We start from the raw sequence: 23215 nt of genomic DNA on the forward strand, positions 1-23215 counted from the left end.
GCCCGGTCCCATTCCGAACCCGGAAGCTAAGCCTGCCAGCGCCGATGGTACTGCACTCGACAGGGTGTGGGAGAGTAGGACACCGCCGGAACATATTTCCCTTCAGGGGCCCACAATTGTGGGCCCCTGAAGTGGTTTTCGGGGCATATGCTTCCTACTTTCCGTTTCGGCCGCGAGTCGAATTTTCGATAACTGCGCGAAGAGGTGTCCCGGGCGGTCGCCGCCGAGTGCCGACCGGCCTCATACATATCGGATCCCCCATCCCGGCTGCTGAAAATTGCCCTCGGGAGCTGCGGTCGATTCCGTCGGAGTCGTCGATGCTGCGACGATGAGCGTCCGCTGTGATCGGTGGGCCGCACCTGCGCCTAGACTCTGCCGGATGCGACTCGTGATTGCTCGTTGCCAGGTCGACTACGTGGGGCGTTTGACCGCCCATCTGCCGATGGCTCGCCGGCTGCTGATGATCAAAGCGGACGGGTCGGTGCTGGTGCATTCCGACGGTGGTTCGTACAAGCCGCTGAACTGGATGAGCCCGCCCTGCTGGCTCGATGAGCGGGCCCCGGACGGGGCCGCGGAGACTCTGAAGGCGCTGTGGGTGGTGACCAACAAGGCGGGCGAGGAACTTCGGATCGGAATCGAGGAGATCGAGCACGATTCGAGTCATGAGCTCGGGGTAGATCCCGGTCTGGTGAAAGACGGCGTGGAAGCGCATCTGCAGGAACTGCTGGCCGAGCATGTGGAAACCCTCGGCAGCGGGTACAGCCTCATCCGGCGGGAATACATGACGGCGATCGGGCCGGTCGATCTCCTGTGCCGGGACGCGGACGGGCGCACCGTTGCCGTGGAGATCAAGCGCCGGGGCGAGATCGACGGAGTCGAACAGCTCACCCGGTACCTGGAACTGCTCAACCGGGATCCGCTGCTGACACCGGTTGCCGGGGTGTTCGCGGCACAGCAGATCAAGCCGCAGGCGCGAACGTTGGCCGAGGATCGCGGGATCCGCTGCCTCACGCTGGATTACAACGCCCTACGCGGGACCGAGAGCAACGAATTCCGGCTCTTCTAGACTTGGGGCCATGCCACGACGAAACCCGCGCAGCGCGCGTTCGCGCGCGGAGCCGCCGCGGACAGGTACCGGGCTGGGCGATGTCTACCGCCGGACCGAATCGGGGCCCGACGGGGACGAGTACGTGGTCCGCACGGTTCCAGGGGCACGCGCGGTGAAGCGGTACCGCTGCCCGGGTTGTGATCACGAGATCATGCCCGGGGTCGCGCATGTGGTGGCATGGCCGGCCGGCAGCGGGGAAACCGACCGGCGTCATTGGCACAGTGGCTGCTGGAACGGCCGGGGGACTCGCGGGATCACCAGGCGTTGGTCCTGAGTTCGGTACGGCGGTGTGGGTCGGTGGATGTCCGAGGGGATCCGAAGGCAGGGGTGCGGCTGTCGCCGCACACGGCGTGCCGAACGCGGCGCGGGGTGTGCTGGATCTGCGTGGATCGACCCGGGAACGCGCGATCCGCTCAGATCGTCACCGATCGGTGGTGCTGATCGCCGTGTATCGCCGGGCTGGACGCAGCGATCCGGTTGCGGAACAGCGCGCGATGAGCAGCCGGGCTGATGCCGAGGATTCGATGGAAATGGTGGCGCAGATTCACCGCGCTGCCGAAGCCCGCGTCGGCGGCTATGCGTTCCATGGTGTCGTCGGTGTTCTCCAGCAGTAGACGCGCGCGGTCGGCTCGTTGGTGCAGTAGCCACTGCTGTGGGCTGCTGCCTGTGCGTTCCCGGAAGCGGCGGGTGAACGTTCGCCGCGACATCAATGCGGCACGGGCCCATTCGTCCAAGCCGACCGGCTCGGCCAACCGGGTGCTCGCCCACACCATGGCGCGCTCGACGGGGTCGTCGTCGGTGGCTTCGGGTACCGCTACCGGAATGAACTGGGACTGGGATCCACTGCGGTGTGGGGCGAGAACGAGTCTGCGGGCGAGGTCGGCCGCGGCAAGGGTGCCGAGGTCGGCGCGAACTATATGGAGGCAGCAGTCGAGAGCGGCGGCGACGCCGGCGGAGGTGATGACGTCGCCGAGGTCCGACCAGAGCATATCCGCGCGTACCCGCACGGCGGGGTGCGCGCGAGCCAAGTTCTCTGCGGCCGACCAGTGCGTCGTGATCTCCCGGTCGTCGGCGAGTCCGCTGGCTGCCACGATCCATGCCCCGAGACACAGTCCGACAATTCGCGCACCCGCGGCGTGGGCGGTGCGCACGCTGTCGAGGAGGGGTTTCGGCGCAACGGTATCGGGCAGCCAACTCGGGACGATCACGATATCGGCACGGGTCACCGTGTCCAGATCGTCCGGTACCGAGATATCGAAGCCGGCCGCGGTGGTCAGCGTGCCGGGGGTCTGCGCGCAGATCCGGACCTCATAAGGCCAATCGGCGGGTTTGTGGAGGCCTGCACGGCCGAACACCAGCGAGGGGACCGAGAGGTGGAACGGGCTGATACCGGCGAAAGCGACAACCGCCACGGAGATCATGGCCTGATATTAGCGATACATGCCCTTCAGGCCACTGTTGTGGACCGGTCCGGAAGCCGAGACTGATCCTCATGACGAATACGATCGCCCGCGGCGCCATCGAAGTCCTGCACGTCGGCGGCCCGACCCTACGCTTCCGCTATGCCGGCCTGACCTGGCTGACCGATCCGACCTTCGACGCGCCTCGTGAGTACCCGGGCACAGTCACCCTCCGCAAACTCGACGGGCCGGCGGTATTGCCGGAGCAGGTGGGACCGGTCGACGTGGTGCTGCTCTCGCACGATCAGCACGCCGACAACCTCGATATCTCCGGCCGCGAATTCCTGAAGGAGGTGCCGACCGTCCTGTCCACCCCGGACGCCGCCGAGCGGCTGGACGGTGTCCGCGGCCTGCGAAACTGGGAGACGATCACCGTCGGTGCTGTGGAAGTGACCGGTTTGCCCGCGCTGCACGGGCCGGAGGGTTGCGAACCGCTCAGCGGTGTCGTCACCGGATTCGTGCTGCGCGCCGCGGGGGAGCCGACCGTGTACGTCTCCGGCGACAATGCCTCGGTGGACGTGGTCCGCGAGATCGTCGAGCGGGTCGGGCCGATCGATATCGCGGTGGTGAATGTCGGCGCCGCCAATGCCGGCCGGTTCGGGGACGTGGATGTGACTCTCAATGCCCGCACCGCGGTCCAGGCCGCGGAACTACTGGGTGACGCGGTACTCGTCGCGGTACACGGCGAGGGCTGGGCCCATTTCACGGAGACCCTCGACTATCTGGGTCGCGCCTTCGAGTACGCGGGTCGCCGCGCACAACTGGTGATTCCGCCGCGCGGGCAGTCCGTCCGCGTCTGAGCGGAGCTGCCGCCGGTGGGGCCGAGCACATCACCGACCGCGTCCCGCGTGGCCAAATGCGCCATGGTCGCGTCGTGTGCGACGGATATGAGGAAGGCCGCCCCGTGGGGCGGCCTTCGGATTCGATTTATGGTGTCGCCGTGTACGTCCCGACAGCAGCTCAGCGGCTGATGTCGGCGTTCTCGCGTTCGTCCTCGACGATATCGTCGGATTCGTCTTCGGAGCTGACCTCGGGGATGGCCTTCTGACGCGGGCCGTTCACAGACTTGTTGTTCTGGCCGCTGCCGATGGACTTACGCGGCTGCTCGGGCACACCGTCGAGCAGTTCGCTCTCCCGATTGACGGCGGCGAGCATGGCCGGGACCGAATCGAGCTGGCCGCGGATACCGAGCAGCTGGGCCAGGACCCGGCCGCGCAGGACGCGCATCTCCTCGGCCAGTTCCTTCGCGTGCGCGATCTTGCGCTCGGAGGTCTGGGTGGCGGAGGTGATGAGACGGTTGGCCTCGTCGGTCGCGTCCTTGATCCGCTGTGCGGCCTCGGCGCGGCTGGTGGCCTCCAGCTCTTCCATGGCGCGGGTGAGCTTGGTGCGCCGCTCGGCCATGGTGACCTCGAAGTCCTGCTGAGTGGCCTTGCGCTTGGCCTCGGACTCCTTGGCGAGACGCTCGGCGTCGGCCTGGGAAGCTTCGATGATCTTCGCGGATTCGGTACGAGCGTTGGCCAGTGTCTGCTCGTATTCGATTTCCAGCGCTTCGCGCTTTTCCTTCGTTTCGGCCAGCAGGGATTCGTATTTGCCGCGCATCTCGGTGGCCTGCTGCTCGGCGATGGAAACCATCTCGGCGGCTTCGGCCTGGGCGAGGGCGCGAACCTCGGACGCCTCGTCCGAGGCCAATCGCAACATGCGGGAGATGCGGTCGCTCATCCCCTCCGCGGTGGTCGGCGGTACGGACAGCCGGTCGACTTCCTTACGGAGCTCGTCGATTTCGTCGCGGGCGTCTTCCAGCTGACTGGCGAGGTTCCGGGCCTGGGCGGCAGCGGCGTCGCGGTCGGTGGCGGTAACCCGCAACTCGGCATCGAAGCGGTCGAAATAGTTACGTACCTCGTCTTGCGCATAACCCTTGCGCACGACGGTGAAGGGCAGCGCAACGAAGCGATTGCGATCGGACTCGGGTGACGACATGGCCAACAAACTACAGCCTGAGACCTGCGCATGGTGAGCCGACCGGGAATGTTATCGGAGCGTCTCCTTACAGCCCGATCTTGATACTAGTGCGTAACATTCGGATCCGGTTCCAGTAACTCCACCAGCACACCGCCAGCATCCTTCGGATGAACGAAATTGATTCGGGAGTCGGCGGTTCCGCGCCGCGGCGCCTCGTACAGCAGGCGCATGCCGCGATCGCGGAGAAATGCGGAAACGGCCTCGATATCGGTGACCCGGAAAGCCAGCTGCTGCAGACCCGGGCCGCTGCGGTCGATGAACTTCGCGATGGTCGAGGTTTCGTCGAGCGGGGCCAGCAACTGCAGAGCAGTCGAATCGTCCTCGGCGGCGGGCGCGGACAGCATTGCCTCCTGAACGCCCTGCTCTTCGTTGACCTCGCGGTGGGTTTCGACCAATCCGAGGTTTTCCGCGTACCAGGCGACAGCGGCGTCCAGATCCGGGACGGCGATACCGACATGGTCGACCGCGACGATGTAGTCGGCGGGAATGAATTCTGATGACGGGGTAGCGGTGCTCACCCTTCGAAAGTAGCGCGTTCCATCGTGCCGCAGTTGCTTACCCACCCGGATGGGGCTCAACAGAGGGCGGCTGCCATCAAATATCGCCGGGTGATCTGAGCATCCCTGCGCTTCGATCCGGCGAGGCCGCAAGCTACCGTGGAGTAGGCCGCGCGTCGCCCTCCCGGGCAGCGCGTGGACAGTGACGTCGCATGGTCGGCCCTCCGGCCGCATCCGGAGGCCGCCTCGAGGCTTACCCGGCTCGGTCGCCTGCGCTGGGGCCCGGGCTCGGGGGCTGCCGCGTGTGTGGAGACGCTACCCGGAGGAGGAAGGCCGTTGAGCGCTTACTGTGTCGTCGGTCTGCCCCGTAACGCCTGCGTGTGGTTCCGTACGCATCTCTCGTCGCGCGCCGCGCCACAGCCGCTTGCCGCAATCGCCGTTTCCGGAGCCACGAAGCGGGCAAGCTCGGCGAACCGGCGCATGCGCTCGGCCGCCGACACCTCGGCGACCGCTGCTCACCTACTCCGCGGCGAACCCGTCCGGGCCGCCCGAAATACGCGTTCCCGCATCCCCTCCGTCGCCTCCTCCGAATTGTCTGCTTCCGTGGTCGGGGCCCGCCCCGGTTCCGGAGCGACGGAGCGGGGGAGCGAAGCGGAGGAGCGCAGGAGTGAAGAACCGGGGTCACGAGGGCCCCGACCCGCGGCGCCGCAGGCGCCGCAAATAAACACAGCACCGGGGTCGACAGGGCCCCGACCCGCCCCGCCGGAGGCGGGGCAATCAGATACAGGAGGCTCGTCGTGACCAACTCCGTGATCGTGTCCGGTGCTCGCACCCCGATCGGCCGGCTGCTGGGCGGTCTGAAGGATTTCAGCGGATCGGATCTCGGCGGTTTCGCGATCGCCGCGGCGCTCGAGAAGGCCGGCGTCCGGGGTGATCAGGTCGATTACGTGATCATGGGTCAGGTACTGACCGCGGGCGCGGGGCAGATCCCCGCCCGCCAGGCCGCGGTGGCCGGCGGGATTCCGATGGATGTTCCGGCGCTGACGCTCAACAAGGTGTGCCTGTCCGGGATCAATGCGATCGCGCTGGCCGATCAGTTGATCCGGGCCGGGGAGTACGAGATCGTGGTCGCCGGCGGGCAGGAGTCGATGAGTCGTGCCCCGCATATGCTCGAGAAGAGCCGCGAGGGCTTCAAATACGGTGATGTGACGCTGCGCGACCATATGGCCTACGACGGGCTGCACGATATCTTCACCGATCAGGCGATGGGGGCGCTCACCGAGCAGCGCAACGATACCGATCCGATCACCCGGGCCGATCAGGACGCGTTCGCCGCGGCGTCGCATCAGCGGGCGGCCGCCGCGTGGAAGAACGGCGTGTTCGACGACGAAGTGGCGCCTGTCGAGGTGCCGCAGCGCAAGGGCGATCCGGTGGTGGTGCGGCAGGACGAGGGGATTCGCGCCGATACCACCGCGGAATCGCTGTCGAAGCTGCGTCCCTCGTTCCGTAAGGACGGCACGATCACGGCCGGGTCGGCTTCGCAGATCTCCGACGGCGCGGCCGCGGTGGTCGTGATGAGCAAGGCCAAGGCGCAGGAGTTGGGTCTGAGCTGGATCGCCGAGATCGGCGCCGCCGGTGTGGTGGCCGGGCCCGATTCGACTCTGCAGGATCAGCCCGCCAACGCGATCGCGAAGGCGTGCGCCAAAGAGGGGATCAGCCCGGCCGATCTGGATCTGGTGGAGATCAACGAAGCCTTCGCGGCGGTCGGTATCGCTTCGACTCGCAAACTCGGTATCGATCCGGCGAAGGTGAACGTCAACGGTGGCGCTATCGCGGTCGGGCATCCGCTGGGGATGTCGGGTGCGCGGATCGTGCTGCATCTGGCGCTGGAACTGCAGCGGCGTGGCGGCGGGATCGGTGCGGCGGCGCTGTGCGGTGGTGGTGGTCAGGGCGACGCGTTGATCGTCAAGGTATAGACCGCCTGGTTTGTCCCGAGTGACCGATGTGACCGGTTAGACTACGACGCCGCGTAGTGGCTAGGGCACAATGGGCGCATGAACTTCCTTGGTCTGCGTACCGTTGCCGGCAGGTTCCGATTCTTCGCGGTGCTCGAGGCGCTGTCCTGGCTGGGACTGCTGGTGGGAATGGCGTTCAAGTACCTGCCTGCCGAGGGCAACGAGATCGGGGTGAAGATCTTCGGTCCGGTGCACGGTGCCGTCTTCGTCCTGTTCGTGCTGACCGCGCTGCTCGCGTCGCGTGAGCTCGAATGGAACTGGAAGACCACCGTGCTGGCGCTGCTGTCCAGCATCCCGCCCTTCTTCACCGTGATCTTCGAGGTGTGGGCCGTGCGCACCGGCAAGCTGGGCGAGCTGAGCGCGTCCGGCATCACCGAGTCCCCGGCGACTGTCGCGGCCTCTTCGTGACAAACTGGACCCTGTGACTCGACCAGCATCTCGCCGTCCTTCACCCGCCGCAGCCGCCGCCATGTCCGGGGCGGTGGATCTGTCCGCCCTGAAACAGCCGCCCGCGGGTGCGCCGGCCGCCTCGGGCGACCATACGGTCACCGAGGCGGACTTCGAGACCAAGGTGCTGCAACGCTCCGCCCAGGTACCGGTGGTGGTGGCGCTGTACTCGCAGCGCAGTCCCGGCAGCATCGAACTGGTGCAACTGCTCGAACGGCTCGTCGGCGAGGCCGGCGGTGCCTGGGATCTCGCCGCTGTCGAGGCCGAGAGCAATATGCGGATCGCGCAGGCGTTCGGGGTCCAGGGCATCCCCACGGTGATCGCGGTGGCCGGTGGACAGCCGCTGGCCGATTTCCAGGGCAACCAGCCCGAAGCCCAGGTGTCGCAGTGGCTCGCCGCGGTGGTGCAGGCAGTGGAGGGCAAACTCGAAGGCGACCCGGACGCACCACAGGAACAGCCCGCCGATCCGCGATTCGCGGCTGCCGAGGCGCTGCTGGAGCAAGGCGACCTCGCGGGTGCGGAATCGGCCTACGAATCGATCGTCACCCAGGAGCCCGGGAACGCCGAAGCGAAAGCGGCGCTGCGGCAGGTGAAGTTCCTCGGCCGCGCTCAGGATCTGCCCGAATCGGCGATCGCCACGGCCGACGCGGACCCCGGTAATGTCGCCGCCGCGCTCGACGCCGCCGATGTGGAACTGTTCCAGCAGCAGCCCGAGGCCGCGTTCGAGCGGCTGATCGGGCTGGTCGCCCGGACCGCCGGCGACGAGCGCACCACCGTGCGCACCCGTCTGCTGGAACTGTTCGAACTCTTCGACCAGGCGGAGCCCTTCGTCGTGGCGGCGCGGCGCAAACTGGCGACCGCGCTGTATTGATGGCAGCGCCTCCGGCGCCTCGACCTGTCGGGGCGCCTCGTAAGCATCTCGGCACCGGCCTGGAACCGGGTGTTGTCGGCGATTTCCGTGCAGCTTCCGGCGAACGGCTGTTCAGGGACGCGGGGTCAGCCAGATGACACTGAGCGGGCCTACGGTGAGCGCGGCCGAGGCGGGACGGTCGTGTCGGCTCACCGGCTCGGTGTGCACCACGCCGAGATTGCCCGCGCCGGTGCCGCCGTATTCGAGTGCGTCGGTGTTCAGGATCTCGATCCAGTCCCCGGCGGTGGGTAGGCCGATCCGGTGATCTGTGCGGGTGGTGCCGGAGAAATTGCAGATACAGGCCACCGTGGAGCCGTCGGCGCCGTGCCGGAGGAAGGCCAGGACGTTGGACTCCCGGTCGTCGGCGGTGATCCAGGAGTGCCCGCCGGGAGTGGTGTCCTGACTCCACAGGGCCGGATGGTCGCGGTAGACGCGGTTCAGGTCGGCGACCAGCAGCTGGATTCCGCGGTGCAATGGATTGTCCAGCTCCTGCCAATCGAGACTGTGGTCGTGCCACCATTCGCGGTAGTGGCCGAACTCCTGACCCATGAACAGCAGTTGTTTACCGGGATGGGCCCACATGTAGGCGAGCAGGGCGCGGACGCCGCCGGCTTTGGCGAATTCGTCGCCGGGCATCCGGGTCCACAGCGTGCCTTTGCCGTGTACGACCTCATCGTGGCTGAGCGGTAGCACGTAGTTCTCGCTCCACGCGTACATGAGCGAGAAGGTGATCTCGTTGTGGTGCCAGGTGCGGTGCACGGGATCACGGCCCAGATAGTTCAGGGTGTCGTGCATCCAGCCCATGTTCCACTTCATGGAGAAGCCGAGCCCACCGACCTCTGTGGCCCGGGTGACACCCGCCCAAGTGGTGGATTCCTCGGCGATCGTGACCACACCCGGATACGAGCTGTGCAGGCTGTCGTTCAGTTCGGTGAGGAAGGCGACCGCTTCCAGATGCTCGCGGCCGCCGTGGATGTTCGGCTCCCACTCGCTGCCGGGCCGCGCGTAGTCGAGATACAGCATGGCCGCGACCGCGTCGACCCGCAGGCCGTCGACATGGAACTCCTCGATCCAGTACCGGGCGTTGGCGACCAGGAAATTACGTACTTCGGGTCGCCCGTAGTCGAAAACGTAGGTGCCCCATTCCGGTTGTTCGCCGCGGCGCGGATCCGGATGTTCGTAGAGCGGGGTGCCGTCGAAACGGGCCAGTGCCCAGGCATCGCGCGGGAAATGCGCGGGCACCCAGTCGAGGATGACGCCGATACCGTCGGCGTGCATATGGTCGATGAAGGCCCGGAAATCGTCCGGGCTGCCGAACCGCGAGGTCGGGGCGTAATACGAGGTGACCTGATATCCCCAGGACCCGCCGAACGGGTGTTCGGCGACCGGCAGCAGTTCGACATGGGTGAACCCGAGGCGGCGCACGTACTCACTGAGTTCGGTCGCGAGTGCGCGGTACCCCAGACCGGGGCGCCAGGACGCGAGATGGATTTCGAAAATGCTGAGGGGGGCCCGCGCGGGATCGGTGTGGGCGCGCGCGGTGACCCACTTGTGGTCGGTCCACCGGTGACCGGACTCGGCCACCACGGATGCGGTGGCCGGTGGAACCTCGGTGGCGAAGGCGACCGGATCGGCGTGATCGGCCATCCGGCCGTCGGCCCCGTGGATCCGGTATTTGTAGCGGTCACCGGGCGCCGCGCCGGGGACGAAAACTTCCCAGACCCCCGACTGTCCGAGGGCGCGCATCGGCCACGTACCGCCCTGCCAGTGGTCGAAATCGCCGAATACGGTCACCCCGCGGGCGTTCGGCGCCCAGACCGCGAAGGAGACACCCCGGACTTCCCCGTCGAGGCCGTGATAGGTGCGCGGGTGTGCGCCGAGGACCTCCCACAGCCGCTGATGCCGGCCTTCGCCGATGAGATGCAGGTCGAACTCGCCGAGAGTGGGCAGGAAGCGGTAGCCGTCGGCCGCGACGGTGGCCCGATGATGGGGATGCACGGTGACGATGCGGTAGTCCAGTAGCTCCGGGTACGGCAGTACGGCGGCGAATACGCCGTGGCCCACCGACTTCAGCCGGTGATCGGTACCGCCGACGAGCACCGACACCGATTCCGCGACCGGCCGCAGCACCCGGACCACGGTGCCGTCGGGATGGGGGTGCGCGCCGAGCACCGTATGCGGGTCGGGGTGGCTGCCGGCCGCCAGGAGCAGCAGGTCGCGACGTTCCATCACGCGGTCACCGGAAATCGCGCCGATGGGCCAGTGCGGCGCGGGCGTGATGGGGAACCGGCGGGAGAGCGATGAGGTGGGCGACCGCATGGGCGGGGTCGAGCCGGATGTAGTTGGACTGCGCCCAGTGGTATTGCTCGCCGCTGATCTCGTCGTGCACCACCGGGTGATCGTGCCATTCCCGGCCGATCGCCGGCAGATCCAGTGACAGCGTCCCCTGTTCGGCGGTGAACGGGTTCAGGTTCACCACCACCAGAACCGCGTCGCCGGACGCGGGGTCGATCTTCGAATAGGCGAGCAAATTGTCGTTGTCGATGTGGTGGAAATGCAGACACCGCAGCTGCTGTAGTGCCGGATGCCGCCGCCGGATCTCGTTGAGACGGGTCAGCAGCGGTTCCAGCGATTCGCCGCGTGCCCGGGCCTCGGCGAACGGACGGGGCCGCAGTTCGTATTTCTCCGAATCCAGGTACTCCTCGCTCCCGGGCCGGACGGCCCGGTGCTCGTACAGCTCGTACCCGGAGTACACCCCCCAGCTGGGGCCGAGGGTCGCGGCCAGCACCGCCCGGATCGCGAACATTCCCGGGCCGCCGTGCTGCAGGCTCTCGTGCAGGATGTCGGGGGTGTTGACGAAGAGGTTGGGCCGGGCTTCGTCGGCCTTGGCGGCGAGTTCCAGGCCGAATTCGGTGAGCTCGTGTTTGTGGGTGCGCCAGGTGAAATAGGTGTAGGACTGGCTGAACCCACGCCGCGCGAGACCGTAGAGACGTGCCGGATAGGTGAACGCTTCGGACAGGAAGATCACGTCCGGGTCGGTCCGGCGCACCGCGGCGATCAGCCACTCCCAGAAATCGGCCGGTTTGGTGTGCGGATTGTCGACCCGGAAGATCCGCACGCCCAGCCCGACCCAGTACCGGACCACGCGCAGTACCTCGGCGTAGAGGCCGTCGGGATCGTTGTCGAATTCGAGCGGATAGATGTCCTGGTATTTCTTGGGCGGGTTCTCGGCGTAGGCGATGGTGCCGTCGGGCAGGGTGGTGAACCATTCCGGATGCGCGCTCACCCACGGATGATCCGGTGCGCATTGCAGCGCCAGGTCCAGTGCGACCTCCAGGCCGAGGTCGGCGGCGGCCGTGACGAAGGCGCGGAAATCGGTTTCGGTACCCAGCCGCGGATGGAACGCGTCGTGGCCGCCCTCGGCCGAACCGATCGCCCACGGGGAGCCGACGTCGCCGGGACCGGCGGTGAGCGCGTTGTTGCGGCCTTTGCGGTTGACCGCGCCGATGGGATGGATCGGCGGCAGATAGACCACATCGAATCCCATCGCGGCGATCCGGGGCAGTTCGTTCGCCGCGGTCGCGAAGGTGCCGTGCACCGGGACGCCCCGGTCGTCGCGGCCACCGGTCGAGCGGGGGAAGAACTCGTACCAGGACCCGGTACGCGCCCGCGGCCGCTCCACCAGCACCGAGTACTGCGGTCCGCGAGTGAGCAGATCCCGTAGCGGCGTCCGGCGCAGGATCTCGGCGACCTCGTCGGTGAATGCCGGAGCCACCCGCGCCGGAAGCGGTGCGGCACTGCGCAGTGCCGCCGCAGCCGCCCGCAGCCGCTCGAACTCCCGTTTCGGGACCGCTTGCGCCGCCCGCTCCAGCAACCGGGCGCCGATCTCCAGATCGTTGTCCAGATCCGCCGCGCTCTGCCCGGCCGCCAGTTTCGCCTCCATCGCCGACCGCCAGGTCGCGACGGAATCGGCCCAGCCCTCGACCCGGAAATGCCATACTCCTGGCCCGGTGGGGGTGAAGACGCCGTTGAAGACATCGGGTTCGTAGTCGGGGGTCATCGGGATACGCGCCGAACGCGACGAACCCGGCGCCCGCACCGCGAGGGTGGCGCCGACGGCGCCGTGCCCGTCGCGCCATACGACGGCCCGGACCGGGAACACCTCCCCGATCACGGCCTTCGCCGGATAACCGCCGGGGACGAGCGGGGCGGTGTCATCGATGGCGATGCGGCCGGTCATCCGTACCACGTTATTGGCAACGGCGGTGGCGGGGAAACCGGCACACCACCGCAACCGGGCCAGCCGATTCCGCTGTCGTCGCTCCCAATAAGCTCGGGCGGATGAAGGCACTGCGTCGGTTCACCGTCCGCGCCCATCTGCCGGAGCGTCTGGCCGCGCTGGGCGAGCTCGCCACCAACCTGCGCTGGTCGTGGCACGGGCCGGCGCAGGATGTGTTCGCCGCGCTGGACCCGGATCGGTGGGCGGAGGTCGGGCACGATCCGGTACGGATGCTGGGCGAGGTGCCACCGGAGCGGCTCGACGCACTCGCCGGTGACGAGGAGTTCTGCGGGCAGGTCGATGCGGCGGCGGCCGATCTGCGGGCTTATCTGGATCGGCCGGTGACAGATTTCGGGGTCGGAGGGATCGCCTACTTCTCGATGGAGTTCGGTGTGACCGAGGTACTGCCGAACTATTCGGGTGGGCTCGGCATCCTGGCCGGTGACCATCTGAAGGCGGCATCGGATCTGGGGTTGCCGCTGATCGCGGTGGGGCTGCTCTACCGATCGGGATATTTCCGGCAATCGCTGACCGCCGACGGCTGGCAGGCCGAGCGGTACCCGGCCCTGGATCCGCAGGGACTCCCGTTGCGACTGCTGACCGCCGATTCCTCGCCGGTGCTGGTGCACGTGGCGATGCCGGATCGGCGGGTGCTGACGGCGCGGGTGTGGATCGCGCAGGTGGGGCGAGTTCCACTGTTGCTGCTGGATTCCGATATCGCGGCCAACGATCCGGATCTGCGGTCGGTGACCGACCGGCTCTACGGCGGCGATCAGGAACACCGGATCCAGCAGGAGATCCTCGCCGGGATCGGCGGGGTACGGGCAGTGCGCGCCTATACGGCCGCGGCCGGGTCGGCCGATCCCGAGGTCTTCCATATGAACGAGGGGCATGCGGGGTTTCTCGGACTGGAACGGATCCGTGAATACCTGGCGGCGGGTCACGATTTCGATACCGCGCTCGCGGCGGTACGCGCGGGCACCGTGTTCACCACTCATACGCCGGTACCGGCCGGGATCGACAGATTCCCGGTCTCGCTGGTGCACCGTTATTTCGGTGGATCGTCCGGCGAATCGGAGTCGCCGCTGCTGCCCGGAATCGGGGTGGACCGGATCGTCGCGCTGGGCCGGGAGGCCGATCCGACGGTGTTCAATATGGCGCATATGGGGTTGCGGCTGGCCCAGCGAGCCAACGGGGTGTCCCGGTTGCACGGCGCGGTGAGCCGGGACATGTTCAACCCGCTGTGGCCCGGTTTCGATGCCGCCGAGGTGCCGATCGGGTCGGTGACCAACGGGGTACACGCTCCGACCTGGGCCGCCCGGGAATGGGGAGAACTGCTGGACACCGCCGACTGCCCGCGGGTGTGGGAGCGGCTCGGGGAACTGGAGCCGGAGCGGCTCTGGCGGATCCGCGCGACCCTGCGCGCGAAGCTGGTCGGGGAGGTGCGGCGGCGGCTGCGGGAGTCGTGGCGGCAGCGGGGAGCGGCTGATGCCGAGCTGAACTGGGTGGATTCGGTGTTCGACCCCGGAGTGCTGACGGTCGGATTCGCGCGCCGGGTGCCGACCTACAAGCGGCTGACCCTGATGCTGCGCGATCCGCAGCGGTTGCGGGATCTGCTGCTCGATCCCGACCGTCCGGTGCAGCTGGTGGTGGCCGGTAAGAGTCATCCCGCGGACGAGGGCGGTAAGGCGCTGATCCAGCAGGTGGTGCGGTTCGCCGATGATCCGGCGGTGCGGCATCGCATCGTGTTCCTGCCCGATTACGACATGTCCATGGCCAGGTATCTCTACTGGGGGTGTGACGTATGGCTGAACAATCCGCTGCGACCGCTGGAGGCGTGTGGAACCTCCGGGATGAAATCGGCGCTCAACGGCGGGCTGAACCTGTCCATCCGGGACGGCTGGTGGGACGAGATGTTCGACGGCGAGAACGGGTGGGCGATCCCGACCGCCGACGGGGTCGTCGACGACGAACGCCGCGACGATCTGGAGGCCACCGCGCTCTACGAGTTGATGGAGCGTACCGTCACGCGGCATTTCTACGATCGGGGCGCCGACGGGATTCCGGCGCACTGGGTGGCGATGGTGCGCCACACGCTGCACACCCTCGGGCCGCAGGTGCTCGCGGACCGGATGGTGCGTGAATACGCCGAGCGGTATTACGCTCCGGCCGCCGCGGCCCGGCGGCAGGTCACGGCGGCGGATCTGCGGGGGGCGCGCGAGATCGCGGCGTACCGCCGGCGGGTGGACGATGCCTGGCCGGGCGTGCGGGTGGTGCAGGTGGACGCGGCCGGACTACCGGACACCCCGGTGATCGGGGCGCGGCTGTCGTTGACCGCACGGGTGGATCTCGCCGGTCTCGGCCCCGGCGATGTGACAGTGCAAGCGGTATTGGGCCACGTCTCGGCCGAGGACGATCTCTCCGATACACAGACCGTCGCCATGTCCCACACCGGTCGTGAATCCGCCGATTCGGCACTCGAGGTCTTCACCGCCGACACCCCGGTTCCGCTGTCGGGTGTGGTGGGTTACACGGTTCGCGTACTGCCGTCGCACGATCTGCTCGCGACCCCCGCCGAACTGGGCAGAGTCGTGAACGCCTGAGTGTCCGCGATGGTCCGGATACGGCGGCCGTCCCGGTGTGCTGCCGGGACCCCGACAGCGCATCGGCGGCCGGGCCCGCGTTCGCCCGCACCCGGTGGTGGCGACTTCGGTTCGTAACAGGTATCGGATACCGTTCCAGACTGGCGCTGCCGGGCGCCGGACCTCACTGCGCACTGTGCGACCACCAGCGGAGGTGGATGAGGCTGTCGCCTTCCGGTTCGGGTTCGGCACGTACGCGCCGGGTGCCGGCCGGAGTGGTGCCCGGCGAGTTCCTGCCGGACTCCGGTCCGCTCTCGCCCGCTCGCGGGCGGATGTCATGTACAGCCGACTGGAGGGTCCCCATGACCACCGATCTCCTCACCCGGACCCGCGGGCGGATCGATTCGTATTTCGCTGTCGGGGTGCACGGTTCGACCATGCGCCGCGAGCTCATGGCGGGCACGGTGACATTCCTGGCCATGTGTTACGTGCTGGCGGTCAACCCGTCCATCCTGGGCGATGAGGGTGCGCTGGGTGATCTGGGTATTCCGACGCAGGCGGTGTTCACCGCGACGGCGGTTTCCGCGGTCGCCGGTTCCCTGGTGATGGGCCTGTGGGCACGCTATCCGATCGCGTTGGCGCCGGGGATGGGGCTGAACGCGTTCTTCGCGTTCTCGGTGGTGCTGGGGATGGGGATCCCGTGGCAGGTCGCGCTGTCGGGCACCTTCCTGTCCGGTGTGATCTTCTTCGTGCTGGCGGTGACCCGGGTGCGGGAGAAGATCCTCAACGCGATCCCGTTGCAGTTGAAGCTGGCGGTCGCGGCCGGGGTCGGCGTTTTCGTGGCGTTCCTCGGGTTCAAGAACGCGGGCATCGTGGTGAACAGCGAGTCGACCCTGGTGAAGCTCGGCGATTTCACCGAGGGCACGACGGTGCTGGCGTTGTTCGGACTGGTGGTCACCGTGACCTTCCTGGTGCGCGGCTGGCACGGGGCGGTCCTGTACGGGATCGTGCTGACCGCCGTGGTCGGGATGATCGCCGGACTGGTGGATGTGCCCGACGGGGTGGCCGCACTGCCCCGGGGTCTGGACGAAACCTTCGGTCAGGCGATCATCCATCTGCCCGACGCGTTCACCGCACAAATGGCTGTGGTGGTGCTGACCATGCTTTTCGTCGATTTCTTCGATGCGTCCGGGACATTGATCGGGGTCGCGAACCAGGCAGGTCTGCTGGACAGCGAGGGCCGGTTGCCGCGGGCCGCGAGCGCGCTGTCCGCCGATGCGGTGGGCACTATGGCGGGTGCGGTGATCGGTACCTCCACGACCACGGCCTATGTGGAATCGACCGCCGGTGTATCGGCCGGCGGCCGAACCGGGCTGACCGCTGTGGTGACGGCCGGGTGGTTCGCGGTGGCTATGTTCTGCTATCCGATTTTCGCCGTGGTGGCGGGTTCGGGTGCGGTGACGGCGGCCGCGTTGATCGTGGTCGGGGTGCTCATGGCCCGGTCGCTGGGGGATATCGACTGGACCCGGCTGGAGTTCGCGGTTCCGGCGTTCATCACCATCGTGATGATGCCGCTGACGTATTCGATCGCGAACGGCCTGGCCATGGGGATGATCTTCTACCCGGTGGTGATGGTGGCCCGCGGCCGGTTCCGCGAAGTGCATCCGGTGATGTGGGTGCTCACGCTGATCTTCCTGAGCTACTTCTTCTTCCTGGCGGAATAGCCGAGGACCTGGTTGGCTACCGGTATGGAAAGAAAAGGACTCCGGGTCCGTTTGTTTCCGTGGCTAACTATCCGGATAGGAATGAGGGGTTCTCATGACCGTCGACTCGACGTCGGTCCGTACCGCCGTTCCGGCGAGCACGGACCGGAATTTATCCTCCGATATCGGCCTGCTGATCCTGCGGGTGGTGTTCGGCCTGCTGTTGGCCGCGCACGGTAGCCAGAAACTCTTCGGCTGGTTCGACGGGCCGGGCCTGCGAGCCAACAACGCCGCTTTCGAACAGATGGGCTTCAATCCCGGCGACTTCTTCGGCACGCTGGCCGGGCTCTGCGAATCCGTGGGTGGCCTGCTGCTGGCGCTGGGCGCGCTGTCCCCACTGGGCGCGGCCATCGTGCTGGGCACCACCATCGTCATCATCAATACGAGCTACAGCGGCGGGCTGCTCACCGGCCACGGCTACGAGACGGGCCTGCTCTACGCGACAGCAGCGGCCGCCCTGGCGTTCACCGGGCCGGGCCGCTTCTCGGTGGACGGCAATCGCCCGTGGGCGCGCGGCGGGGTGGTCTGGGGTGTGATCGCGGTGGTTGTCGCCGTGGTCGCCGCGGTGCTGACCTTGATCTTCAAGCACGCACTCTGAGCTTCCGGGAACCGCTGCCTGCCCATGTGATCGGGGACCGGGACTCCCGGCGAGCGCACTGTGAGCCGGTCTCGGTCCTTGCCCGCGGCTCCGGGTCAGACTGTCGCGGCCGCGGACAGGCGGCGTAGCGCCTCGGCCACCACTTCGGGGTCGGCCGTCTCCCAGTACGGCGGCAGCGACGCCCGGAGGAATCCGCCGTAGCGCGCGGTGGCCAGGCGCGGGTCGAGGATTGCCACGACCCCGCGGTCGTCGACGCTGCGCAGCAACCGGCCCGTGCCCTGGGCGAGGAGCAGCGCGGCGTGGGTCGCGGCGACCGTGAGGAATCCGTTGCCGCCGCGTGATTCGACGGCTCGCTGCCGGGCCGCCAGCAGCGGGTCGTCCGGCCGGGGGAAGGGGATGCGGTCCAGGATCACCAGGCTCAGCGACGGGCCGGGCACGTCGACGCCCTGCCAGAGCGAAAGGGTGCCGAAGAGCGAGGTCTCCGGGTCGTCGGCGAATTTCCGCACCAGGGCGCCGGTCGCGTCCTCGCCCTGGCACAGGATGGGTGTGTCCACGCGGTTGCGCAGCACCTCGGCAGCGGCCTTGGCGGCCCGCATGGAGGAGAAGAGCCCCAGCGTGCGCCCGCCCGCCGCGCCGACCAGCCGCTCGATCTCGTCGAGGTAGGCAGGCGGTAGTCCGTCGCGGCCCGGCGCTGGCAGATGCCGGGCGACATAGAGGATTCCGGATTTGGCGTGGTCGAACGGTGAACCGACATCCAGCGAGCTCCAGCGCACGGTATCGGCATCGCTCGGCGCCTCGGCACTGCCGGCGGTCGTCGTATCCACCCGGCCGGTGGATTGCGGTGGGAGGCCCCAGGTGCGGGCCAGCCCGTCGAAGTTGCCGCCGATCTGGAGGGTCGCCGAGGTGAGGACAACCGTTGCCGCACCGAACAATTGACTGCGCAGCAGCCCACCCACGGCCAGCGGTGCCATCCGCAGCGTGCGCCGGGTGACCCCGCGGATCTCGTCGGCGGACAGCCAGACCACATCGCGGCGCACCGCGGGATCGGGTTCCTCGAAGGCGGTGAGCGCGCGGACCGCGCTGTCGTGGATCTCCTCCACGCCGGCGACGGCCATGTTCCGCCCGGCGGCTTCGGGATCGTTTCCGGGAGCGCTCGCGCCCTGTGGGTTGAGTGCGGTCCGGGCGTTCCAGGCGGCGTCGCGGATCAGTGCCAGCACCCCGGCGACGCCTTCGGGCAGGATGTCCCAGCGCACCGGGGGCAACTCGTCGAGCACGGTGTGCCAGGCCTCGGCTGCCTCCTCGAGTCGATCGACCTCCCGCTCGTCGATCAGTTTCGCGCAGCGCCGGGCAGCGGCGCTGATAGCGGTGGCGGACAGTTCCGCGGTGGCGATCCCGGTTACCCGGTCGACCAGTTCGTGTGCCTCGTCCACCACCACGAGATCGTGTTCCGGCAGTACCTGTACGCCGCTGATGGCATCGATCGCGAGAAGCGCGTGATTGGTGACGACGATATCGGCCTGGGCGGATTCGGCGCGGGCCCGCTCGGCGAAACAGTCCTGCCCGAACGGGCAGCGGGATTTGCCGAGGCATTCCCGCGAGGACACACTGACCTGACGCCAGGCCTGATCGCCGACACCGGGTGTGAGTTCGTCGCGGTCGCCGGTTTCGGTATCGGAGGCCCATTCGTTGAGCCGCTTCACTTCGCGACCGAGCCGGGAGATCGTGAACGCGTCGAACAGCTCGGCCTCGGCCGGCTCGTCCGGAATCGCGCTGTTGATCTTGTTCAGGCAGAGATAGTTGTTGCGCCCCTTGAGGATCGCGAACTCCGGGGTGCGACCCAGCGGTTTCGTCAGCGCCTGGGCGAGCCGGGGGAGATCCCGGTCCACCAGCTGGCGCTGGAGCGCGATGGTGGCGGTGGAGATGACCACAGTGCGACCGGTGCGTACCGCGTACCGCAGGCTGGGCACCAGATAGGCGAGCGATTTCCCGGTGCCGGTCCCGGCCTGTACGGCCAGATGCTCTTTCTGCTGGATGGCATTGTCGACCGCCGCGGCCATGGTCATCTGACCCGGGCGTTCCTTGCCGCCGAGTGCGGTCACGGCGGTCGCCAGCAGGTCTGATACGGGCGGGAGTTCGGGCACTCGGGCAGCCTACTGCGCCGCACCGACAGCCGTGCGCGCAGTCGTGAACCGGCCTGTCCGCCCGGCTCGACATCGGAGGCCGTACCGCTCTTCCCCCTGATCTTACTCAGAAGTAAGGTCGGTTCATGGCGTGGAAACCTGATCAGATAGCCGACCAGCGCGGACGCACTTTCGTCGTCACCGGGGCCAACGGCGGGCTCGGTGCCGAGACCACCAAGGTACTCGCCGCCAAAGGGGCCACTGTGGTGCTGGCCTGCCGGAACACCGAAAAGGGTCAGCAGGTCGCCGACTCCGTCGGCGGCGACCTGCGCGTCCGCCGGCTGGATCTGGCCGATCTGTCCTCGGTACGCGAATTCGCCGAGGAGACCGGTGAATTCGATGTACTCGTCAACAACGCCGGCCTGATGAATGTGCCGTTCTCGCGGACCGCCGACGGATTCGAAACGCAGTTCGGCGTGAACCATCTCGGCCATTTCGCGCTCACCGGGCTCCTGCTCGACCGGATCCGCGACCGCGTGGTGACGCTGGCCAGTATCGCCCATAAGCAGACGCCCAAGTTCTGGGTCGACGACCTCAACTACGAGAACCGGCGCTACCAGCGCAACCTGGCCTATGCCCAGGCCAAACTGTCCAATCTGATGTTCGCGCGGGAACTGCAGCGCCGGCTGGCGGCCGCCGGATCGCCGAAACGGTCCTACGGCGTGCACCCGGGCGTTTCGGCGACCGAACTGTTCACCCGCACCGAGACCCCGCTGGACTGGGTCAGCAAACCGGTGATCAAGCTGGTCGGGCACGCCCCGGCCAAGGCCGCGCATTCGACCCTGTTCGCCGCCACCACTCCGGACGCCGATCCGGAGACCTACTGGGGTCCGACCCGGCTGTTCCAGTCGCAAGGGCCGGTCGAGGCGTCCCCGTCGACCCGCCTGTCCAAGAACACCGAGCTGTGGGAACGGCTGTGGACGGAATCCGAACGCCTCACCGGGGTCGTCTACAAGTTCTGACCGGCGCCGATACCGGCTGCCGCGATACCCACCTCACACTACGGTTCGTGTAGTAGACGGGTACCGTGGTAGCCGTGTCCGCAACACCTCGCCGCACTGTGCACCGCCCGGCCCTGGTCGTCCTGGTGGTCGTGCTGGCGCTGGCCGCGCTGGCCCTGGGCTGGTGGCAGTGGGAGCGGTTCTCCTCGGCGAGCGGCACCGCGCAGAATCTCGGCTACGCACTGCAATGGCCGCTGTTCGCGGGGTTCGCCCTGTATGCCTACTTCCGGTTCGTTCGATTGGAACAGGAGTCCGGCCCGGCCGAGCCGGGCGGCGCCGCCGGACCGGCGGGCCCGGACGCCCCGGCTCGAGCCGCCGACGGCGTACCCGCGGATACGGGCCCGGCGGCCGGAGCGGGCGGTAGGAGCGGACTGTTCACCGGTCGCCGCGCCGCCCCCGCCCGTGCTCCCCGCGAGATTCCGGCGGGTTTTCTGCCCGAACGCCCACGCGCCGCCCGGGACGACGATCCCGTGCTCGCCGACTACAACAGCTACCTGGCCCGCTTGAACGCCGACGGCGGCGCCGCGGGCCGTCCGGCGGGCGCGGCCCGCGATACCGAGAGGAGCGCGGGTTGACCGCGAGCGAGAACGTCACCACCGCACCCGAGGCGGGCACCGCCGCGCCGACCGGTGACCGGCGGATCGCGGGAGCGCTGCTGCGCTACCGCGTCCTGGCCTGGGTCACCGGTCTGTGGCTGCTGTTCCTCACCGCCGAGATGATCGCCAAATACGGATTCGGCGTGGATACGCCGAGCTGGATCGCGGTGGTGCACGGCTGGGCGTACTTCATCTACCTGATCCTCACCGCCGATCTCGCGGTGAAGGTCCGGTGGCCGATCAAACGCACCGTCGGCACCCTGCTCGCCGGTACCGTTCCGCTGCTCTCGTTCTTCGTCGAGCACCGCAACACTCAGCAGGTCAAGCGCGACTTCGGGGTCTGATCACCCCGAAGCGGTCTCAGCCCGCGAGTGCCGCGAGCGCCGGGAGCAGCTGCGCCAGTGCCCGGCCGCGATGGGACGCCGCGTCCTTCTCCGCCGGGGTGAGTTGCGCGGCGCTGCGCTCCCCGCCGGCGGGACGGAACAGCGGGTCGTAGCCGAAACCGCCGTCACCCTGCGGCTCCCGGGCGATGGTGCCCGGCCAGTCGCCACGTACCACGATCTCCGCACCGGCCGGGATCACCAGCGCGCACGCGGAAACGAAACTGGCACCCCGGCGCTCGTCCGGGGTATCGGAGAGCTGCGCCAGCAGCAGTGTGTTGTTCGCGGCATCGTCGCCGTGCCGGCCCGACCAGCGAGCCGACAGCACACCCGGCATTCCGTTGAGCGCGTCTACCGCTATTCCGGAATCGTCGGCGATACACGGCAACCGCGTGGCACGGGCTCCGTCGCGCGCTTTGGCCAGCGCGTTCTCTTCGAAGGTGGCGCCCGTTTCCGGGGCTTCCGGGTATTCCGGCACATCGTCGAGGCCGACGATCTCCAGGCCCGCGACGCCGGCCTCGGCCAGAATGCGGCGCAGTTCGGTCAGTTTCTTGGCATTGCGACTGGCGAGCAGGACTCGGCGCGACATCACTTCTTCTTCGAGTTCTCGGTGGCCTCCGGCAGTACCCCGGGATAGGGCAGGGCCAGCGCTTCCTTCTGCACGACGAACAGTTGCTCGCAGCCGGCCAGTGCCGAGTCGAGCATCTTGTCGAGGGTGGACCGCGGGAAGGTCGCGCCCTCACCGGTGCCCTGGATCTCCACCAGTGTTCCGGTATCGGTGGCCACCACATTCATATCGACCTCGGCACGGGAATCCTCCTCGTACGGAAGATCCAGCCGGACCCGGCCGTCCACCACGCCGACACTCACCGCGGCGATCCCGCAGGAGATGGGCTGCGGATCGGCGAGGCCACCGGCCGCGCCGAGATAGGTGACCGCGTCGGCCAATGCGACATACGCGCCGGTGATGGCGGCGGTCCGGGTACCGCCGTCGGCCTGCAGGACATCGCAATCGACGGCGATGGTGTTCTCACCGATGGCGGCGAGATCGATACATGCCCGCAGGGAACGGCCGACCAACCGGCTGATCTCCTGGGTGCGCCCGCCGACCTTCCCCTTGACCGATTCCCGGCCACTACGGGTATGAGTTGCGGCCGGGAGCATCGCGTACTCGGCGGTGAGCCAGCCGAGACCCGACTCGCGCCGCCACGGCGGCACACCCTCGGTGACGCTGGCCGTGCACATCACTCGGGTCTGCCCGAACTCCACCAGCACCGAACCCGCCGGGTGCGTGGTGAAGCCTCGAGTTATCCGTACCTCGCGGAGTTCGTCGTCCGCCCTGCCATCGGCTCGTCTCGACACGGGCTCAGCGTAGTGGGG

General features: G+C 68.0%; 20 protein-coding genes and 1 rRNA gene. 13 read left to right on the forward strand and 8 right to left on the reverse strand.

Annotation, left to right across the window (positions count from 1 at the left end; genetic code table 11):
• From rrf to ACWCPQ_RS31845, 3 genes are all read left to right on the forward strand, one after another.
• Positions 1-91, forward strand: a 5S ribosomal RNA gene (rrf, locus tag ACWCPQ_RS31835); the annotation flags it as partial.
• Positions 92-379: 288 nt separating this feature from the next.
• Complete coding sequence (nucS, locus tag ACWCPQ_RS31840; protein WP_449905811.1) at positions 380-1066, forward strand: endonuclease NucS; 687 nt, start codon at positions 380-382, stop codon at positions 1064-1066.
• Between the two features lie 10 nt (positions 1067-1076).
• A complete protein-coding gene (locus tag ACWCPQ_RS31845; protein ID WP_449905814.1) occupies positions 1077-1382 on the forward strand; it encodes an ATP/GTP-binding protein in 306 nt (101 codons plus the stop codon).
• A 139-nt stretch (positions 1383-1521) separates the two neighbouring features.
• Here the strand turns inward: ACWCPQ_RS31845 and ACWCPQ_RS31850 are convergent, their stop codons facing one another.
• Complete coding sequence (locus tag ACWCPQ_RS31850; RefSeq protein WP_449905817.1) at positions 1522-2529, reverse strand: GlxA family transcriptional regulator; 1008 nt, start codon at positions 2527-2529, stop codon at positions 1522-1524.
• Between the two features lie 71 nt (positions 2530-2600).
• Between ACWCPQ_RS31850 and ACWCPQ_RS31855 the strand changes: the two genes are divergently transcribed.
• Complete coding sequence (locus ACWCPQ_RS31855) at positions 2601-3368, forward strand: MBL fold metallo-hydrolase (RefSeq protein WP_449905820.1); 768 nt, start codon at positions 2601-2603, stop codon at positions 3366-3368.
• 160 nt (positions 3369-3528) lie between these two features.
• On the opposite strand, the gene ACWCPQ_RS31860 is transcribed toward ACWCPQ_RS31855, so the two are convergent.
• Complete coding sequence (locus tag ACWCPQ_RS31860) at positions 3529-4545, reverse strand: hypothetical protein (protein WP_449905823.1); 1017 nt, start codon at positions 4543-4545, stop codon at positions 3529-3531.
• 86 nt (positions 4546-4631) lie between these two features.
• On the reverse strand, positions 4632-5105 hold the full coding sequence (gene mce, locus ACWCPQ_RS31865) for a methylmalonyl-CoA epimerase (protein ID WP_449905826.1): 474 nt from the start codon (positions 5103-5105) through the stop codon (positions 4632-4634).
• Positions 5106-5881: 776 nt separating this feature from the next.
• Here mce and ACWCPQ_RS31870 point away from each other — a divergent pair.
• The 3 genes from ACWCPQ_RS31870 to ACWCPQ_RS31880 all read left to right on the forward strand — a co-directional run bounded on the left by ACWCPQ_RS31870 (position 5882) and on the right by ACWCPQ_RS31880 (position 8417).
• On the forward strand, positions 5882-7060 hold the full coding sequence (locus tag ACWCPQ_RS31870) for an acetyl-CoA C-acetyltransferase (RefSeq protein ID WP_449905829.1): 1179 nt from the start codon (positions 5882-5884) through the stop codon (positions 7058-7060).
• A 78-nt stretch (positions 7061-7138) separates the two neighbouring features.
• Positions 7139-7507, forward strand: a complete 369-nt coding sequence (locus tag ACWCPQ_RS31875; protein WP_449905832.1) for a DUF3817 domain-containing protein — start codon at positions 7139-7141, stop codon at positions 7505-7507.
• A gap of 61 nt (positions 7508-7568) precedes the next feature.
• Positions 7569-8417, forward strand: coding sequence for a tetratricopeptide repeat protein (locus ACWCPQ_RS31880; RefSeq protein WP_449905891.1), 849 nt, complete (start codon positions 7569-7571; stop codon positions 8415-8417).
• Between the two features lie 111 nt (positions 8418-8528).
• Here ACWCPQ_RS31880 and glgB read toward each other — a convergent pair whose 3' ends face one another.
• Together glgB and ACWCPQ_RS31890 are read right to left on the reverse strand one after the other, a co-directional pair.
• The gene (gene glgB, locus ACWCPQ_RS31885) at positions 8529-10685 is read right to left on the reverse strand and encodes a 1,4-alpha-glucan branching protein GlgB (RefSeq protein ID WP_449905835.1); all 2157 of its coding nucleotides are present in this window, start codon (positions 10683-10685) and stop codon (positions 8529-8531) included.
• Between the two features lie 7 nt (positions 10686-10692).
• A complete protein-coding gene (locus ACWCPQ_RS31890; protein ID WP_449905838.1) occupies positions 10693-12696 on the reverse strand; it encodes a maltotransferase domain-containing protein in 2004 nt (667 codons plus the stop codon).
• 101 nt (positions 12697-12797) lie between these two features.
• Between ACWCPQ_RS31890 and glgP the strand changes: the two genes are divergently transcribed.
• The 3 genes from glgP to ACWCPQ_RS31905 all read left to right on the forward strand — a co-directional run bounded on the left by glgP (position 12798) and on the right by ACWCPQ_RS31905 (position 17678).
• Positions 12798-15338 carry an alpha-glucan family phosphorylase gene (glgP, locus tag ACWCPQ_RS31895; protein ID WP_449905841.1) on the forward strand — a complete coding sequence of 847 codons (2541 nt, stop codon included), beginning with the start codon at positions 12798-12800 and terminating at the stop codon, positions 15336-15338.
• Positions 15339-15679: 341 nt separating this feature from the next.
• Complete coding sequence (locus tag ACWCPQ_RS31900) at positions 15680-17041, forward strand: NCS2 family permease (protein WP_449905844.1); 1362 nt, start codon at positions 15680-15682, stop codon at positions 17039-17041.
• A gap of 94 nt (positions 17042-17135) precedes the next feature.
• Positions 17136-17678 carry a DoxX family protein gene (locus ACWCPQ_RS31905; RefSeq protein ID WP_449905847.1) on the forward strand — a complete coding sequence of 181 codons (543 nt, stop codon included), beginning with the start codon at positions 17136-17138 and terminating at the stop codon, positions 17676-17678.
• A 95-nt stretch (positions 17679-17773) separates the two neighbouring features.
• Here ACWCPQ_RS31905 and ACWCPQ_RS31910 read toward each other — a convergent pair whose 3' ends face one another.
• The gene (locus ACWCPQ_RS31910; protein WP_449905849.1) at positions 17774-19819 is read right to left on the reverse strand and encodes an ATP-dependent DNA helicase; all 2046 of its coding nucleotides are present in this window, start codon (positions 19817-19819) and stop codon (positions 17774-17776) included.
• Positions 19820-19944: 125 nt separating this feature from the next.
• On the opposite strand from ACWCPQ_RS31910, the gene ACWCPQ_RS31915 reads away from it, so the two are divergent.
• The 3 genes from ACWCPQ_RS31915 to ACWCPQ_RS31925 all read left to right on the forward strand — a co-directional run bounded on the left by ACWCPQ_RS31915 (position 19945) and on the right by ACWCPQ_RS31925 (position 21799).
• On the forward strand, positions 19945-20820 hold the full coding sequence (locus ACWCPQ_RS31915) for an oxidoreductase (protein WP_449905852.1): 876 nt from the start codon (positions 19945-19947) through the stop codon (positions 20818-20820).
• A 74-nt stretch (positions 20821-20894) separates the two neighbouring features.
• Positions 20895-21434: a transcriptional regulator gene (locus tag ACWCPQ_RS31920; protein ID WP_449905855.1), complete on the forward strand. Its 540-nt coding sequence runs from the start codon at positions 20895-20897 to the stop codon at positions 21432-21434.
• 65 nt (positions 21435-21499) lie between these two features.
• Entirely contained in the window at positions 21500-21799 is a 300-nt protein-coding gene (locus ACWCPQ_RS31925; RefSeq protein WP_245664774.1) for a DUF3817 domain-containing protein, read from the forward strand.
• Between the two features lie 16 nt (positions 21800-21815).
• On the opposite strand, the gene rdgB is transcribed toward ACWCPQ_RS31925, so the two are convergent.
• Both rdgB and rph read right to left on the reverse strand, forming a co-directional pair.
• On the reverse strand, positions 21816-22424 hold the full coding sequence (gene rdgB, locus ACWCPQ_RS31930) for an RdgB/HAM1 family non-canonical purine NTP pyrophosphatase (RefSeq protein WP_449905858.1): 609 nt from the start codon (positions 22422-22424) through the stop codon (positions 21816-21818).
• A complete protein-coding gene (gene rph / locus ACWCPQ_RS31935; protein WP_449905861.1) occupies positions 22424-23197 on the reverse strand; it encodes a ribonuclease PH in 774 nt (257 codons plus the stop codon). The genes rdgB and rph overlap by 1 nt, the downstream gene beginning before the upstream one ends.
• Positions 23198-23215 lie beyond the last annotated feature (18 nt).

Source organism: Nocardia sp. NPDC001965 (assembly GCF_053594175.1).